Origin of the sequence: Leptothoe sp. EHU-05/26/07-4 (genome assembly GCF_043421015.1) — a bacterium.
GTDB lineage: Bacteria > Cyanobacteriota > Cyanobacteriia > Phormidesmidales > Phormidesmidaceae > Leptothoe > Leptothoe turfae.
Map to the genome: position 1 here is coordinate 119,002 of NZ_JAXSQV010000003.1, position 18,453 is coordinate 137,454.

The following is an 18,453-nucleotide window of genomic DNA, read 5'->3' on the forward strand; positions in this document are numbered from 1 at the left end:
ACACGACTATTCATTAGTAAATTTGGAGAGAACCAATGCAAGCTGTTGAAACGAAGTACACAGATTATTCTGCCTGGGATCCGAAACAGTATTTGCAAGAATACTATTCTGGAATTATGCCTGACGAACAATACTGTTTGGAGTTTTTGGTAGAGTCTTTAAAGCGAATCGAGTCTGTCCCAGTTGCATTAGATTTTGGCAGTGGACCTATTATTTCCCATATTTTACCTTTGGTAACTAAGGCCCACGAGATTCATGTTTCTGAATATGTTGAGTCCAATTTAATTGAACTAAAGAAATGGTTTTCTGGAGATCCAACAGCCTACGATTGGCAGCTTTTCACTCAAAAGGTATTACAGCTTGAAGGCCATCAATTGCCTGAACCTCTAGAGGTTCAGCAAAGAGAGCTAGACGCACGTCAAAAAGTCACCCTAATTACCCCGGGTGATGTCAGAGAACCTAATCCTTTAGGGGAAAGCAAACGCACGTTTTATCCATTGGTGACAGCCCATTATTGTGCAGAAGGTATTAGCCTCAATAAAGACGAGTGGCGTACCTATATGCGTAATATTATGGGCATGGTGCAACCTGGTGGCACATTGATCACCTCAGCCTGTGGTTCTGGTAACTATTATCGAGTTGGTGACAACTGTTTCCCATCTACGGAACTGAATCCCCAAGATGTACTGAGCTGTTTTTTAGACAATGGGTTTGTCAATCTTGACATTCGTGTTAGAGATTTACCCGAATATTCAGAACAGGGATTTTTCTATACCATCTTTGCTTGTGGTGTTAAATCTTCTTAAATCTGAGTTTTAACAAAAACAAACCTGACAACTTTAAACTCTTAAGTCGTCTCAATGAGTCACTTGTTTCATGAAAAAGTGATGATATAGCCATCTATGGCCTGTGGTTAGCCATTTTTTTCCTGGGCACTCTAGCGGATATAGCTGAATCGAGTCTTTTCCAATAACCTTACAGAAGTTGGTAAAGTACATCGTCATCTATTTCCCTACAGTGTTGAACCCAAAACCTATGGCTATGGACAGAAAACACAGTCAAATGCCCCATGGGACGCCGTTAAGCCTTGTGCTTGTCGTCCCATTCGTTTTGCAAATTTTTTCAGCTGTAGGGTTAGTGGGATATCTGTCCTTCAGAAATAGTCAAAAGGCTGTTAATAGCTTGGTTTTACGTCTTAGTAATGAAATTAGTGGCCGGGTTGATCAGCATTTAGACAGTTACCTATCTCGTCCCCATGAACTGGGTGCCATAACCGTCGATGAGTTACAAACTGGAGTCCTTGATATCAAAAATTTTGAGCTGACCGGTCGTAACCTATGGCAAAGGGCACAAACCTATCCAGATATCAATTTTATTGGGTATTACCTGGAGTCAGGAGAAGGGGTGGGAGCTGGACGCTGGCTAGCAGGTCAAGGTGTCACTATCGTCGAACATTCATTAGCAGATGGGAAAGACTATACCTATGGCACCGATGCTCAAGGAAATCGTACCGATGTATTAGATGCTACTGAATATTACGCTCCTGAAGACCAGTGGTATCTCGATGCTGTCAATGCAGGGCAACCAACATGGAGCAGTATTTATAATGCAGAAGGATTCGAAGACTATGTTGCTGCATCTGCTTCGTTCCCCCTTTATGACACTGAAGGTCAGCTTTTTGGGGCATTGAGTATTGATCTGCTCCTGAGTGATATTAGTAATTTTCTGAAAAAACTAGATATCAGCCCCAATGGCAAAGCCTTTTTGATGGAACGGGATGGTCTGCTGATAGGTAATTCTAGTGAAGCCAAGACTTACAGTGTAGTCGATGGAGAACCCCAGCGCCTGAGTGCCCTAGAAAGTTCTGATTCAATTATTCGAGCAACCGCTCAATATCTGGAAGCGGAATTTAATGGCTTTGAAAATATCCAGAATGGCCAGCAACTAGAATTTCGAACAGACGGCAGCCGACAGTTCGTCCAGGTGTCTCCCTGGCAAGATGATTATGGGTTGGACTGGCTGGTGGTGGTTGCCATCCCAGAGTCTGACTTTATGGCAGTAATTAATGCCAACACCCGTAATACGGTCATGCTATGTGTTGCAGCCCTGGTGATTGCAACTTTACTAGGATTTCTGACGTCTCGCTGGATTAGTGCGCCGATTCAGCGATTAAATTTGGCTAGTCAAGCGATCGCAACGGGAGATTTGGAGCAATCGCTGCAAGTTAGGGGAATTCGCGAACTACAAGGGTTATCGTCTGCGTTTAACCAAATGGCAGAACAGTTGCAAGATGCCTTTGAAATGCTGGAAACCCGAGTTGCAGAGCGTACTGCTCAGTTAGCTGAAGCGAAGGATCTTGCAGATATGGCCAACCATGCTAAAAGCGAGTTCTTAGCGAATATGAGCCATGAGCTTAGAACACCGCTGAATGGCATTTTAGGATATGCCCAAATTCTGCAACTTCAAAAAAATCGCCCTGACAAAGACCGTAAAAGTATTCGGACTATTTCCCAATGCGCTGGTCATCTCTTAACTCTAATTAATGATGTTTTAGATATTTCTAAAATTGAGGCGCAAAAATTGGAATTAAATCCTAGCCCCTTTCATTTTCCTTCTTTTGTACAAGGAGTTGTGGAAATTTGTCGGATTCGTGCCGATCAGAAAAATTTACCCCTGATTTTTGAGCCTCTCGATACCTTGCCGCCAGGCATCGTTGCTGATGAAAAACGGTTACGGCAGGTTTTGTTAAATCTCCTTGGCAATGCAGTTAAATTTACTGACGCGGGTAGGGTCACACTGAAGGTGGAAGCGCAAGCTGATCCCCAGAATCCATTACTTACGCAGCTTCATTTTGCTGTTGAAGACACCGGTGTTGGCATTGCAACTGATAACTTTGAGAAAATTTTTGCGCCTTTTGAGCAGACAGATAACACCAAATATGTAATTGAAGGCACTGGATTAGGTCTTGCCATTAGCCAGCAAATTATTCAGCTGATGGACAGCCATATTCAGGTTAAAAGTACCTTGGGCGAAGGCAGTGTCTTTGAATTTGACGTAGTTTGTCCCCTTGCTGAGGACTGGCTTCAAAGTAACCTTGAACAGCCAGGTTTAGGTGAGCTGATGGGATATGACGGTAAAGGTAGAAAAATTTTAGTCGTCGATGATCGATGGGAAAATCGCTCTGTGATCGTCAATCTTTTAGAACCCCTTGGATTTGAAGTATTGGAAGCTCAGGATGGCCAGGATGGCATCACTAAGGCTAAATCATTTCTACCAGATTTAGTGATTACAGACTTGCTGATGCCCAACTTGGATGGCTATGGACTTCTCAAACAGCTTCATAATTTGAAAGAATTCCAATCTGTGCCTATTATTGCTTCTTCGGCACACTTATCTGGTGGAGATTTAGAAGCCAGCATTGAGACTGGATTTAGTGGCTTTTTATCAAAACCGATACAAGCACAAGAGCTTATAAATCAGCTTCAACAGCTCTTGCGCTTAGAGTGGCAATATGACTTAAAACCTGTAGAAGCTGTGTCGCCTAATCTTGGGGCTGAGATGGTTGTGCCATCCTCAGATATCCTGATGCCTCTCTATGAGGCAGCTGAAAAGGGGTATATTGCAGATATTCAAGCTGAAGTTGCTCACCTCAAGCAGCTTGGTTCAGACTATGCTCCATTTGTTGATCAGTTGTTGAAACTAGCTGATGACTTTGATGATGAAGGGATTGTCCAACTTGTGAAACCCCATATAAACTTTTAAACCATAGGATGTCCCTTTAGAGACAAACTAACTTTTGGGAAATCTAGAGTAACTAGACTCACCAGATTCAACGCTTACTTTAAATACCTCGTTAATTTTTTCTTTGGACCTCGCTAGATTATGTTGAGCTCCCAACGAAGTGAAATTTTGATTGTTGATGATATTCCAACTAATATTAAACTCCTCTACGAATTTCTTCAACAGTCTAATTACAAAGTTTCAATTGCTAAAAATGCAGAGAGTGCTTTTAAGAAATTAGAAAAAATAGTTCCAGATCTTATTCTACTGGATGTGATGATGCCAGGGCTGGATGGATTTGTAGTCTGTGAAAAACTCAAGCAGAATCCAAGGACCCGAGATATTCCAGTTATCTTTATGACAGCCCTGACCGATGAGGTCGATAAGGTTAAAGGCCTCAGCATAGGTGCCGTTGACTACATTACTAAGCCGATCCACCCTGATGAGGTGCTAGCACGGGTTAAAGTGCACCTGACATTGCGACACACACAAATGCAGTTACTCAGTGAAATTACTGAGAGAACGCAGGCCGAGAGAGAGCTACAGCGGGCCCTTGAGGAACTTAAGAAAACACAAATACAACTGGTACATAATGAAAAGATGCTGAGCTTGGGGCAACTTGTTGCAGGGGTTGCCCATGAAATCAATAATCCAGTGAATTTTATCCATGCCAATCTTCACCACGCTGAGCGCTATGTGGAAGATCTATTGAGCATTATCTCACTCTATAAGCAGCATATTCCCAACCCTCCAAAGGCAGTTGCTGACAAGATCGATGAACTGGATCTGGACTATCTTGAGCAGGATCTAATGAAGATCTTAAACTCTATGAGCCTTGGCACTAGTCGGATCTGTGACATTGTGCTTTCTCTGCGGACGTTTTCGCGACACCATGAAGCAGAGATTAAACTGGCTGATATCCATGAGGGTATCGATAGTACCCTCACCATTTTGCAAAGTCACTTGCAACGTAGCAATCACTATCCTGATATTCAGGTTGTTAAAGATTACGGGGTCTTACCTCTGGTTGAATGCTATGCAGGGCAGCTCAATCAGGTATTTATGAATTTGTTGAGTAACGCCATTGAGGCTGTGAATGAGCGTGATGCTCACCGAACTGTGGAAAATGCGATCGCAGATCCCGGCATGATTAAAATTTCGACAGCGATCCAGGATAGTCGGCTGCTGATCCGAATTATGGATAACGGTATGGGCGTGCCAGAAGATTTGCGATCGCAAATTTTCAACCCCTTCTTTACGACCAAATCCGTCGGCAAAGGTATCGGTATGGGGCTGTCCATCAGTTACACCATCGTAACTGAAACCCACAAAGGCAAACTGTGGTGTGAGCCCATTCCAAACCAGCCAGGGACCCAGTTTCTGATTGAAATTCCCATTGCCTCAACTAAATCAGTTTAGGGGATGAACGGCTCTGTGAAACTTGCCAATAGCCTGGATTGGCAAGGCTAAATCATACTCAGGAGCGGCAAGGCTGGGTTTCAGGAAACTAGAGAGGATTTTAAATTGATTTAGATTCATTGAAATTCACCTAAAAATCCACCAAAAACCCAACAAATAGATATCTATTTAGATATCTAACCGCATAGTCATATCCTGCTAACATTTGCAGGGACCTGAGCTTGGTTAACATTTCGCTTTCCTACATCAGCATCGTTTGGAGGACCTATGGGGACTTGGATTAAGGAAACTGATAAAGCCATTTATCTAATGGAGGGTGGTTACTACCGCCAGAAAATTGACAAGTCCCCACGTCAGGGTGATGTAGAGGGTGAAACCTTTTTTCGGACTAAGGTGCTCAAGGACTGGCTTAATAGTGATGATGCACCAGGGTTTTTCCTGGTATCCGTAGGGACCGGGGTCGATGAGCCGCAACCCAAGCCGCAACCCCCCGCCCCCCCGCCGATTTCCAACCCTCAACCGGTAACCCCCACCCCTGAGCCGCCGTCTAGTCAGGGTATCAAAATCACCAAAGTTCCTAACCAGGTGAAGATCTACCATCCCTATCAGCTGGCGGGCACCACCAGTGATGATTTGGTGGGTAAAACGGTGAACCTTTATGTGGACAACAACCAAAAGCCCATTGCAACAACAACGGTTAATGGGAATAACCAGTGGGCTTTTCAGTCCGTCTTTTTAGCCGTGCCTAAGCCCCAGATGCGTCGGCTGAAGGTGGTTGCGGGGGAGGCTACGGATATGGCGTCTCTAACCCTTACCCCCTACATTGAGAAACATCCAGGGGGCCAGAAGCTTGCGCTTAGTGCCAGTGTTGGGTCTGGAGGGTCAAATCGAGCCAGTGATGTCAAACTTGTCCGCGACCGTTTAGTGGTCCTGGGATATGACTTTGCGGCAGGCAACTCCATGAATAATCTGATCCAGGCTATTCAGCTATTTCAGTCTGCGATCTCAGGCAGTACCACACTTCGAGGTGATGGGCGAGTGGATGTCGGGGGTAAAACCCAGCAGTTTTTAGAAGCCGCGAATGCCCCCAAATGGATGCGGATGCCAGGCCAGGGGGTGGGCTTTTATAACGTGGAAGTGTTAGACCAGCCAGGGGATAGCCATGACTATGGTATCGATTGGATTAGCAATGTGATTCGATCAGCCGGTATTCACTATGAGTTGGCCTATCGTAAAAATCGCTCAGAGATTGCCCCCATGGCCGTGAATGATGTCAGTCTCCCCAAGGGAGGGCGCACGCCGGATCATTCTGGTCATCAAAGCGGCAATGCGGGGGATATCGTGCTACCCCGTAAGGGAGGACGATTTGGCGGCACAAGATGGTCTAATGCTAACTACGATCGCAATGCAACCGAGGCCATCTTAAAGGCGTTACGAGCACAACCTTGGGTCGATAAGAGGACTCTGTATTTCAACGATCCCGCTCTGATTAGCAAAAGGCTATGCCGACGCGCAGGCGGCCATGATGATCACATTCATTTTGAGATCAATGTGCCCCCGCAGGTCTAATGTGGTTGCTAGTGAGGGTACTAGGCGCTGACAGGTTGACCAATGTCATGTTGAAAGACGGCATGGACATCTAACAATAGCAGGGTGCGATCGCTATCCTTTTCAGACACAATCGCCATGTGGCTAATCCAGTTTGTCTTGTGGTCAAACGGGGGTTCCAGGGATACCGGTTTAAAGAGGGTCAAGGGGAGTTCTATCAAGTCGGGTGGCTCCTCCAAGGCGATGCCCCATAGCTCCTTTTGAGGGGTGCGAACAACCACTAGAAAGGGAGCATGATCAGGTGAGGCTTCAGCCGTCTTACCGACTTCTCTATGTAAATTTAAGAGTCGGACTGTGTGGGAGCCCAACTGCACTAAGCCAATGCCCACAGTTCCCCCTTGAGTAGGGGGTGGGCAGTTAACAATTTTCAGAATGGACATCATGGGCAAGGCAAACCAGTAGCCACCCACGTCAAAGGTAATAAATCGTTCTATCTCTGGTGTGTTGTTATCCATAGGGGGGAGTACAGGGGAGCGGTGGGTCTTCAAGGCGTTTGAAAACGCCCTATCGATAAAAGATGGGGCTATGCTGCGGAATGTTAGCAATTTAATGCTTAAGCGTCCGGCGTTAGGACATTGTTAATGGTTTCAATCAGCTGAGGCATCAAATAGGGCTTGGTTAAATAGTTATCGGCCCCCAAAGACTGAGCCAGGTGACGATGTTTATCCCCTGTTCGGGATGTGAGCATAATCGTTGGCACCGATGCAACGGTTGGGATTCTCTGGCGCGCTCTTAGAAAATCAAAGCCATTCATGCCTGGCATTTCTAAGTCACACAAGATAACTGTCACTGGCGTGTGCTCTAGTTTTTGTAACGCCTCATTGCCTTCTTTAGCTTGGATAACCCGATAGCCAGCCTTTTGTAATCCCTGGGCTAGGGTATTACGCACCGTAATGGAATCATCAACGATTAAGATCGATTGTTTCTCTAGAGTCGATGGTTCAGCTTGATGGTGTGGTGGTGGAGAACTTACGGTTGATGTTTGAGAAGACTGTTGTAAAACATTCACCGTTAACAGACTGCCATCAATGACCAGGCTGAGACGACCATTGGGGAGAATGCTACAGCCATAGAAATACTCGGGGGTAAAGGCCATATCTCCCAGGGAGCGAATGACGAGTTCTTGTTCTCCCAAAAGATGATCGCATTCTAGACCCAAGATCTTATCTTGGTGTCGCATAATCAAAATTGGACTGGATATATCGGCTGTCTGGTCTGTTCTTTGCCAATGGCTATGGGGAAGTTTGGCGTTGTAGTTGAGGGCATCTGCAAGGGAAATGACGGGCACTAAATATTCTTTACCTTCCAACTCCCAGCTCAGCATTTTTCTCTCATTACGGGTACTTAACTGCTCAGGTTTAGGAACGAGAATTTGCTCAATGGCATCGGTCATAAAGGTATATAGTGTTTCACCTGTTTGACAGAGTAACAATCTGGCAATTGTTAAATGAGTCGGAAGCTCCAGGGTGAAACAGGTTTCTTGGTCAGGTTTATGGGTGACCGTCACCCTGCCGTGGAGGGGATATATCTGAGCCCGTACCGCATCGAGTCCAAACCCTCGCCCTGAGATGTCATTAACTTGCGCTGACGTTGAAAAACCTGGCTCAAAGATTAGTTCGCTGATTTGGTCAGATGTTAGTTGTTGAGCCTCATCTGCTGTGATCAGTTGTTGGGAGATCGCTTTTTCCCGAATGCTATCAAGGTTAAGACCGCGACCATTATCTCGCACAGTGATGCTGAGGTGGTGCCCTTCTTGTTTTGCGGATAGCGTGATTTTAGCGTCTTCTATCTTTCCCTGCTGTTTACGCTCTGATGCTTTTTCGACACCGTGGTCAAAGGCATTGCGGATCAGGTGCAAGAGGGGTTCATAAAGCTTGTCAGCGATCATCTTATCGACAAGGACATGACCACCTTCAATCAATAGCTCTACGGGTTTGCCTTGTTGAGCCACTAAGCGACCTAAAACTTGGTGAAAACGTTGAAACACATTGTCGATGGGCTGCATTCTCGCTGTGACCACAGTTTCTCGTAGAGTTTTAATTAACCGCTGCTGTTTTTCAACGGCCTGAGTGTTCTGGCGCACAAACAGTTCAATGGCTTCAGCGTTTTCTATTTGCTGCACTAAGGTGTCCAACGACGCCTGGACTTGCAGCTGAAGTTCGCTGTAGTTGTCGAATTCTAATGTATCGAACTGGTATTCAGTGCTGCGGGTGGTGGGGTGGGCGAGGGCGCTATGACTTGCTTGGTTGAGTAGTTTGGTTAACTGTTGTTGTTGCTGCTCTAGTCGGTTAAGTAGGGCCTTACTGGCGGTTGCTAATTGCTGATTGTGAAGGGCCTGCCGATTTTGCTGGGTTAATAAATCACCAATGGCATAGTTAATTTGGTCCAGGTGAGCAACGGATATTTTAAGGTTGGAGACATGTAAGGTCGGAATACTGGAGGTTTTAGGAGCCGACTTAGGAACAGGTAAGTCAGATAGTAGGGGGGCATCTGTCCTGGAGTCACTGTTGTCTAAACCAGCCCCCCCCTGGTGGGTTGCAAATAAAGCATTCGTTTCAGCGATCGCAACTGATTCTGACGTTGTCAATAGATCGTCCAATGTCCCTTTGTTGGCTGCTCCTTGCTCAGGAATGGACGGAGGTGAGTTGGGGCGGTGGCTGGGGGCGGCTGGGCTCTGCGATTTAGTCGCAGTTTGATGTTTCGCTGTCGTCCCTGGAATCGGCTGGTTTAAAGCATTCCACACCTGTCCTAACCAATTGTTCTTGGCGGACTTGGGGGGAGTGGCCAATTTTTTGAGCATTAAGCTGGGTTCACCGCCGCGATTGCGATCGCCGTCCAAGACAAGCCGCTGGCCAGCGCGGTAGTCGTCTAGGGCAATCTGGGCAATTTGCACCACCAGATCAGGCCGACACTCCAGTGCTTTGAGCGTGGTTTGAACAATTGCTCCAAACCCTGGCAGATTAAACGACTCGGCTAAACCACCAAAAACATCCGCCTGGGAGCGCAATAAAGACCTAAGATTTTCTGGATCTGGCGTTTCCAGGGCCACTTCTAATTGCTGGAGACGTTGCGTGATGCCTTTCTCAAAAACTGACCGGGTAATATCCACCCCCAGCTCACTCGATGTGGGTAAATAACCATCCTGTCCAAACCGACTGCCCAGATGTTTTTCCAACTTAGAGACCACATCTGCCATGCGCTCCAAAATGCTGGGCTCATCAATCTGGGCCTCTGCTATTTGGGCCGAAAGTAGCAACTGTAAGCAGCCATAGCCCTCAAAAATGAGTGATTCTATGGCAGGAGTGAGTGAGGCATTGGGACTACACAATGCCCTAAACACATTCTCTAGGGAATGGGTGGTTGTTTTAATGTGGTCTAATCCGACACTGGCGGCGGCTCCTTTCAGAGTATGGGCTATTCGCATCAATGCATAGACCTTCTGGACACCAAAATCCTGGCTGAGGGTTTGCAGCTCACCGTCCATTTGCTGAAGCAACTCGGAGGCTTCTTGCAAAAAGTAAGAGGGTACCTGCTGGGAATGCACGGAATCAGAAGTCATCATTCACTGAAAACGAGATTTTTATGGCATGCAAAAGTCTGGTAGCGCCCTGGGATTAGGAGGTTAAACACAGGACGCCACGATGTTCGACCATTAGAACGCTGATTAAGTGCCCGTACTGGCTTGAAGCGCCTTGGCGGTCGTTAACAGTTGATGAATGGATAGGGTTAACTGTTCTGAATTTTTCGAGGTTTGAGCAGCGGTGGTGGTGGCTTCTGTCACGGTGGCCGTCACCCCCTTAAACTCATCGGCCTGTTGGTGTGTGGCTTCGGTGATTTCCTCAATCAAGTTACTGATCTGGCCGGTAGCTTCTACGATTTCCGTCAAATTACGACGGGTGTCAGTGACCAGATTAGTGCCTTCCGCCACCTGCTGGATACCCGTTTCCATGGCGGTTGAAACCTCAGCGGTACCCACTTGAATTTCCTGCACTAGCTGTTCAATTTCGGTGGCTGCTTCAGCAGATTGTCGGGCTAGCGATCGCACTTCGTCCGCAACAACGGCAAAGCCGCGACCATATTCCCCTGCGCGGGTGGCTTCGATAGAGGCATTCAGTGCCAGTAGCTGGGTTTGAGTGGTGAATTGACTGATCAGACTGACCACCTTCGAGATTTTCTGGGACGACTCACTCAGCCGTTTAATGCGCTGGTTAGTATCGGCTACGGTGGAGCGAATGGTCATGATGCCATCAACCGTGCGGTTCATGGCGGCATCGCCAATGCGCACGGTTTTATTCGCCTGCTGGACAGCAGCTTCCACTTGTTGGGCATCACCCACCACCCCTTCAGAAAGGCGCATGAGATCTTGAACGCGCTTGAGAACCTGGGTCAGAGACTCAGTTTGCTGGGTGATGGAGACGGCGTTTAACTGGGATGTTTGCCCCACTTGATCCGCCGCTTTTTGCACCTCTAAAACAATTTCAGTCAGGGCTGTATTTTTAGCCTTGAGCTGATCTAAATATTCACCCTGCTGCAGTGCCAGGTTAAGCTGGGCACCAATGCGGTGAACAAACTCTACTTCAGTCTCTTGCCACTCACGGGGTCCCTGGCACTGATGAATGGCAAATAAGCCCCAAAGCACGTTGCCTTTGAGTAAGGGAACGACTAAACTGGCCCGGACCTGTAGGTTAGCCAGTAGATCGACTAAGCAATTAGGCAGATCCAGGGTTTTAACATCATTGACGACCCAGTAGCGACCTTTTTGATAGTTTTCTGCCTGACCTTCAGCAAAACAGTGATCTTGTATCCTGGCGGCCATCGCAGACCGTACCCCTGGAGCAACGTCTTCTACAACAAACGCTCCGACACTATAGTTGGTGGCTGGATCAAATTGGTACAGCCCTACTCGATCAGCCTGAAGCATTACACGAATGTCACGGGCCACTGTTGTTAGAGCCTGGGGTAAATCGGTGGCTTTGCGGAGACGATCGATAATATTACTGATTAATTGTTCCTGCTGGGCTATGCGAGCCAAGCGTTTGAGGTAATCTGCTTGCTGCATTGCAGTCCCCACCTGTAAACCAATTTGTTTCAGGGCATTAATCTCTGCGTTAGTCCATGAACGGGGTTTCTCATTTTGATATGCACTCAGCACACCCCAGAGCTGACCTTTATTAAAGATGGGTACTGCCATATAGGCATTAATGCTAAATTCCTCCAGCATTTCAATCTCCAAAGGTGCATGATCAGCGGCATAGATATTGTTAATGACTAAGCTGTCTTGGTTGCGATAAGGCCCTCCCTGGGTTTCCTGCAAATTGTGCTTTGGCCAAATTGCCTGCAGATTTTCTTCTAAGTCTGAACTGGCCTGACTTTTTGCACTTGATCCATAGAGTAGTTCGGAACTCCAGTCAGCTTTGAAGCGATGGAAGGCGACGCGATCGCATACCAGCAGTTGTCGTACCGCTCGCTGTGTTACTTTCAAGATTTGCTCAGTGTCCTGGGCTTGCAAAATCTTTGGAATGATAGTGGACACTGAACGACCAATTTGAGCCGCTTTAGTCATTTGAGCCGATTGCTCTTGTAACTGGGCAACATAATTAGCCCCTTTCAGACTGACTTCCATCTGGCGGCTGATATCTTGTAAAACGTTAATATCACTCTCCAACCAATGGCGAGGCCCACTATGTTGAAAGGCACTTAACAAACCCCAAAGACTACCTCCCTGTCTAATGGCGACGATCAAGAAGGATTTAACGCCAAAGTGCTCTAACGTCTGAACATGACATTCACTTAACCCAGCGGAGTAAATGTCATCTGCGAGAAACGGTTGCTCAGTGTTGCGGAATCGCCCCCCTTGATTCTCTTGAATGTAGGTATCTTCCCAGGCGCTTCCCACCAATGATGGCCACCCACCGGTACCAGATTCATAGATAAAGTCGCCGAAATAATCTGGGCGAAATTTGTAAATGCAGACGCGCTCTGCATTCAGGAGATTACGAACCTCTTGTACAGCGGTTTGATAAATGTTTTCAGCATAGGCCGTATTACTAATTTTATTAATAATGTCGGGCAGGGCTTCCTGGTTTTTAGAGGCTTTGGCTTGATCCTCCATGAGTTCTGATTGATGCAAGCTGACCCCGACCAAGTTACCTAACTGAGTCAACAATTTGACTTCATTGGGGTCCCAGTATCGGGCACCATTATGTTGATAGGCCCCCAGCAAACCCCACAGTTTCTGTCCTTGATAAATCGCCACAATGGCACAGGCTTTAATGTCAAAGTCGGTTAGATTCTCGACATGACAAGGGGTGAGCGTGGAATCTTTGGCGACATGGTTGACAACAAATGGGTCAGATTGTCGAAAGATGCCTCCCTCATGCTTTTGCAGATGGCTATCTGCTAAAACAACATCACGCATCGAGGCTACTGGCCCCACTTTTGATTCAAAGACAAATTGCAGACTGTAGTCTTGACGGAACTGGCAAATGGCCACGCGATCAACATTTAGGAGTCTCCTAAGGTCTCGAGTGATGCCCCGAAAGAGGGTTTCTTGATCGGAGGATTGACGGAGTTTGTCACTGACACTAGCAAGCAACTGTCGTTCAGCTTGCAGTCGTAATGGCTGAAGCTTCAAGATGAGTTCGGTGCCGACTTGATAGAGTAGGGCAATTTCAGAATCTGTCCACTGACGAGGGGCGGCACAATTTTGAACGACCAACAATCCCCACAACTGGTTTTCTAAAAAAAGAGGTAAGCCGAGACTAGCCTGTACCTGCAAGCGTTGGGCGGTTTGCGCCTGGTAGGGTGTAATCGCCTCTTCTGCAATATTACTAATGCTGATAACGGCTTGTTGCTGATAGTGTTGAGTGGTGGTTGCTCCAAAGGATAAGGGGGCAATAGTCTGTCCCAAAGCAGGTGTATAGCCGGACGTGAGTGACTCGGCAATGACAGTGCCTTGGGTTTCAGATTGAAACTGATAGATCAGGACTCGGTCTGCATTAAATCGTTTACGTAATTGACTAACCGTAACCTGGTAAAGGTTTTCTAAGTCAGTGGCTTGAGCCATGGCGTTTGCGATCGCAAACGGTCGTCTACTCTGATTCTGTGAAAAGGGAATGGACTCTACTGCAAGGGTGATCTCAGTAGACTGGTCTGACGCAGTTTGACTTAGCGTCAACTCCTCAGCGGCTAGCATTAGTTCTGGAGACGAGTCCTGCTCTTCTGGAGATGGGGTATCAACGGTTGTCAGTAGCTCGTCTGAATTATTGTTAGCGATGTTATCCATGAATAATTTTAAACCTTAGTCGTGTGTAATTAATGTGTAATTTCAGCGTGTAATTTCAGCCCATAGCATCGAGTAATGCTGAGGTGAACTCCTAGGTTAGAAGAGCAGGAGCTTAGGGTATTAAGGGGGACCTTGTAGAGAGCGTTCAACAATGACATCCACATCCAATACAGTACCTCCATGGTTTGGCAAATAGCCCATGACAAAAGGCGCTATTGGCGTCGAGTCAAATTCGGTTGGCAAGTGAATTGTCTCAGGAGCCACCATTTCCACATCATCCACCTGTTCTACCGCCAGACCAACCCTGCGATCGCCAGATTCGATAACAATCACTAATGGCTTTTCTAGGGATGGGGCCTGCTGCCACAGCGGCGGTGAGCCAACTAACACATTTAGATCCGTCAGCCACAGAATGGCACCGCGCCAGTGGCATACGCCCAATAAATAAGCCGGTACCTCTGGTACAGGTAAAATCTCTACTGGCTCTAATTGCAATATCTCAATAATCGTTTCTAGGGGCAATAATGTTCCGTTCTCTCCGGAGAGTTTAAATCTCAAAAAACGTTGACGCGTATCTTCAGGAATGGGCTCCAGTCCAAGTGGATCCGACAGTGCCGCAGTCTCCTGAAGAGATGACTGTAGCTGACTGACAACAGTTGATGCCATGGCTGATGTGCTCAGGTGGATATAAGTTCTATAGTGTTGATGTTCACGCGAGGGCCTAAGTACTGATACTGAGAACAGCATCAGAATCAGAGTATTTATTGACTAATTAGCGAACATGACGGCCACTAAACACATTAGAAAAAAGATCAAAATTCACTTGGAGAAAGACTTTTGATGGTTTCTTCACGACTAGCACCCAAGTATTTGTTGAGTACCTTGAGGACGCGCTTTTTCTTGACCGGCTTGCTGAAGAATCCTGATGCACCAACGATTCTGGCGCGAATTCGATCAATAATACCATCATTATTAGTAACAATAATAATAGGGGTTTTTCGAAAGGTAGATATGCGTCGAATCTGAGCACATACCTCATAGCCATTGGTAAATGGCATCACCAGATCTAGAAAAATAACCTTAGGTCTAAGCTCCAATAATATAGGAATAGCGTCTAATGGTTCAGTAATATTGTCATATTCATAGCCTGCACCCCTGACAATTTCTGCCATAACTTGGCTATCTACCGGACTATCATCAACGTACACCACCCTTGATTGACTTGATGTTGTTGTTGGGTTAGTAGCATTTGCCACCTGAGCCCAACGCTTGGATATCTGAGCTTCTCTTGAACGTTGAGAAGCTGGCAAACGATCCTGGAATAATGGGCTTTCGAAACCATAAGATATGGCTGAAAGAGCAGATGCATTTTCAGGACTTAAGAGAGCCTTGATTTTATTCAAGACACTTGTTAAATCAATTGGTTTCAGCTCATAATCGTCACAGCCTGACTCGGATACTTTACCCCATTCGGCATCTGAGGTTAGTGCCATCAGCGCCATAATCGGGATGTTCTGAGTGACGGTGGAAGCCTTCAGGATCTTAATAGTTTGCCAACCATCAATTACAGGCAGATCTGTTGCAATTAAGATCAAATCCGGCAGCTCAGTGACCGCCATTAAAATCCCTTCATCCCCTCCATCATTGGCCAGCACCACCTCATATCCGTACTGTGCAAGTTGTTTTTGTAACATCCTACACATGGGCTCATCATGTTCTACTAATAAGATTTTCCAAGTCATAAAAGAGATTCAAATGAATATGGGTGTCTGGGCTAAAAGGCTTTGAACTTATTGGACGATAGTCAACAGCTCAGAGCCAAAGTTGCTGTTGACCAATGCCAAATCACAATAACCGTTTGACGTGAACCAAAGAGGCTATTGCTGCGACCCTCCATCCATTTGACTAATCAAGCTTTCCTGGGTGGAAATAGATTGAAAAAAATAGACCAGTTGCATAGATACACTCAGTTTCGACAACGAAATAATTTTTCTATTCGTTCTTATGGTTATAAAGATGTTCAGGAATAGGAAAAATTACTGGGGCGTTTTTTCATTAAATTGTTGATGTTCACTGGAATTAATCAGCATATATAGGGATTGATTGGCCCAATTATGCGTTAGACCAGAGCGCTACTGACCAAGACTGGATATAACCAATTACAAAATTCATATATGTGAGGTGGTTATCTAATTTTGTTTAAATATAATTTAAATTATTCTGAATGATTTGGAGTGGATGTAGGTAGTCGCTAATCGCGACCATTATTTACTGACTACACCGAGAATTCAACTCGTCAGGATATGAATTTTTAGCTATCAGACCTTACAGACGTGTTTATCCGATTTCAGCTTATGAATCCTCAGCGTACCGCCTTGCTTCTCATTGGTTTTCAAAACGACTATTTTGCTCCGGATGGAATTTTGCACGGAGTGATTGATGCATCAGCTAAGGCTGTCAAGACAGTTGAAAATGTGACCAGGCTATTGTATTCCTTAGAAAATACCGCTGTTTTATTAATTTCTACCCCCATCTGCTTTACCCCAAACTATGAGGAGTTGATGGAACCCGTGGGTATCCTAAAGACAATTAAGGATATGAGAGCTTTTCAAGAAGGCTCTAAGGGCTTTGAAAGTATTCAGGCACTACTACCGTTTAAGGATAAAATTTTAGAGGTTCCTGGCAAGCGTGGATTTAATGCGTTTATCAATACTGATCTAGACGGAATCCTGCGAAAGAATAATATTGTTCACCTTGTTTTAGCGGGTGCTGTAACGTCTATTTGTATTGACTCTACTGGTCGCTCAGCCCATGAAAAAGGCTACCATGTCTCTATTCTTAAAGACTGTACATCAGCACGCACAACCTTTGAGCAAGACTTTTATTGCGAAAATATATTTCCTTTATATAGCGATACCATCACGTCTTCAGAGTTTTTGGAAAAGCTAGCCGTTGAATCGTTATGCTAGAGCCTGAAAAAGTCAACGAACTCTACACCCAAATTCAGTATCGCTTAATTGAAAAGGTTACAGAGTCAGAGCGACGTTATCGTACTCTAGTCGAAAATTTACGGGAGATCGTGTTCGAATGTGACTATTCGGGGGTACTGACATTTATTAATCGAGCCTGGACCGAAACGTTAGGGTATGCGTTTGGAGATGTTGTCGGTAAGTCCCTGGATCAGTTTATCAATGAGGATGACATTCATAAATGGCAAACAGCATTACAAATGCAAATCGACTGCTATTTAGAGCTGCGGTTTTATGCTGACAATGGCTCTCTATTGTGGTTAGAGCTTGCCATGCGGTTTGAGGATAGTAATAGCCTCTCAGGTGCACTGATTAATATCACTGAGCGTAAACAGGCTGAGACTTTTTTAAGACAGGCAAATGAGCAGCTTGAAGATAGAGTCAGGCAGCGTACATTGGAATTGATAAGCGCCAATCAGAAATTGCAGCATACGATACGGCAGCTGAAGTATGCCCAGGGACAACTTGTACATAAAGAAAAAATGTCTAGCCTGGGCCGGTTGGTAGCTGGCGTAGCCCATGAGATTAATAATCCCGTGAGTTTTGTACATTGTAATCTTGAGCCAGCCCAAGCCTATGCCCAGGAACTATTGAGTTTGCTTGGGCTCTATCAGCAGCACTATCCTCAACCTGCTGAGGGTATCCAATCCATGCTTGATGATTGTGATATTGAGTTTATTAAAGGAGATTTTCCCAAGTTGCTAAGCTCTATGGAGTCAGGCACAGAGCGCATCAGAAAAATTGTCGATTCCCTACGAGGCTTTTCTCGCGTAGATGAATCATTAATGACAAAAGTAGATATCCACAAGGGCATCGATGATACGTTATTGATTTTAAACCATCGCTTTAAGGGAAAAAACAGTGAAGAGAAAGGGATTCAGTTAATTAAAAGCTATGGTGAACTGCCATTGATTGATGGTTTTCCGGATCAGCTTAATCAGGTGTTTATGAATCTGTTGAGTAATGCCATTGATGCCCTATTAGCTGTTGAGAAAAATGATGCTAGCGTATTAGGTAACACGTTGCTAAATTCTGTGCCTGTGTTGACAATTTGTACTCACGCACAGAATGGTTTTGTTAATGTTGAAATTTCTGATAACGGGCCTGGTATTTCTGAGGATATTATCTCCCGGGTGTTTGAGCCATTTTTTACAACTAAGCCGGTTGGAAAAGGAACTGGGCTGGGGTTATCGATTAGTCATCAAATTATTGTTGAAAACCATCATGGGCAAATAAGCTGTAGCTCTGATATTGGCCAGGGAACAACATTTAAAATCCAGATGCCGATAAACGATGCGGGCGTTGCGGATGCTCGATAGGGTTTAATTTATA

11 protein-coding genes are annotated in these 18,453 nt (G+C 45.7%); 6 read left to right on the top strand and 5 right to left on the bottom strand.

From position 1 onward, the window contains the following. The first annotated feature begins 35 nt into the window (after positions 1-35). From gntF to U2F10_RS08420, 4 genes are all read left to right on the top strand, one after another. Positions 36-806, top strand: coding sequence for a guanitoxin biosynthesis pre-guanitoxin forming N-methyltransferase GntF (gene gntF, locus U2F10_RS08405; RefSeq protein WP_499058712.1), 771 nt, complete (start codon positions 36-38; stop codon positions 804-806). 229 nt (positions 807-1,035) lie between these two features. After that, a complete protein-coding gene (locus tag U2F10_RS08410) occupies positions 1,036-3,762 on the top strand; it encodes a hybrid sensor histidine kinase/response regulator (RefSeq protein WP_499871700.1) in 2,727 nt (908 codons plus the stop codon). Positions 3,763-3,882: 120 nt separating this feature from the next. Beyond that, on the top strand, positions 3,883-5,199 hold the full coding sequence (locus tag U2F10_RS08415; RefSeq protein WP_499871701.1) for a hybrid sensor histidine kinase/response regulator: 1,317 nt from the start codon (positions 3,883-3,885) through the stop codon (positions 5,197-5,199). A 267-nt stretch (positions 5,200-5,466) separates the two neighbouring features. Further along, positions 5,467-6,768: a M74 family metallopeptidase gene (locus U2F10_RS08420; protein WP_499866359.1), complete on the top strand. Its 1,302-nt coding sequence runs from the start codon at positions 5,467-5,469 to the stop codon at positions 6,766-6,768. A gap of 20 nt (positions 6,769-6,788) precedes the next feature. Here the strand turns inward: U2F10_RS08420 and U2F10_RS08425 are convergent, their stop codons facing one another. The 5 genes from U2F10_RS08425 to U2F10_RS08445 all read right to left on the bottom strand — a co-directional run bounded on the left by U2F10_RS08425 (position 6,789) and on the right by U2F10_RS08445 (position 15,834). Continuing rightward, positions 6,789-7,262: a chemotaxis protein CheW gene (locus U2F10_RS08425; protein ID WP_499866360.1), complete on the bottom strand. Its 474-nt coding sequence runs from the start codon at positions 7,260-7,262 to the stop codon at positions 6,789-6,791. A 98-nt stretch (positions 7,263-7,360) separates the two neighbouring features. Further along, positions 7,361-10,369 carry a hybrid sensor histidine kinase/response regulator gene (locus U2F10_RS08430; RefSeq protein ID WP_499871703.1) on the bottom strand — a complete coding sequence of 1,003 codons (3,009 nt, stop codon included), beginning with the start codon at positions 10,367-10,369 and terminating at the stop codon, positions 7,361-7,363. 102 nt (positions 10,370-10,471) lie between these two features. After that, positions 10,472-14,092, bottom strand: a complete 3,621-nt coding sequence (locus U2F10_RS08435) for a GAF domain-containing protein (RefSeq protein WP_499871705.1) — start codon at positions 14,090-14,092, stop codon at positions 10,472-10,474. A gap of 120 nt (positions 14,093-14,212) precedes the next feature. Continuing rightward, positions 14,213-14,758, bottom strand: a complete 546-nt coding sequence (locus U2F10_RS08440; protein WP_499871707.1) for a chemotaxis protein CheW — start codon at positions 14,756-14,758, stop codon at positions 14,213-14,215. Between the two features lie 146 nt (positions 14,759-14,904). Then, a complete protein-coding gene (locus tag U2F10_RS08445; protein ID WP_499871708.1) occupies positions 14,905-15,834 on the bottom strand; it encodes a response regulator transcription factor in 930 nt (309 codons plus the stop codon). A gap of 612 nt (positions 15,835-16,446) precedes the next feature. On the opposite strand from U2F10_RS08445, the gene U2F10_RS08450 reads away from it, so the two are divergent. Both U2F10_RS08450 and U2F10_RS08455 read left to right on the top strand, forming a co-directional pair. Beyond that, a complete protein-coding gene (locus U2F10_RS08450; RefSeq protein ID WP_499866365.1) occupies positions 16,447-17,061 on the top strand; it encodes a cysteine hydrolase family protein in 615 nt (204 codons plus the stop codon). Continuing rightward, complete coding sequence (locus U2F10_RS08455) at positions 17,055-18,440, top strand: sensor histidine kinase (protein ID WP_499866366.1); 1,386 nt, start codon at positions 17,055-17,057, stop codon at positions 18,438-18,440. Before U2F10_RS08450 ends, U2F10_RS08455 begins: the two co-directional genes overlap by 7 nt. Positions 18,441-18,453 lie beyond the last annotated feature (13 nt).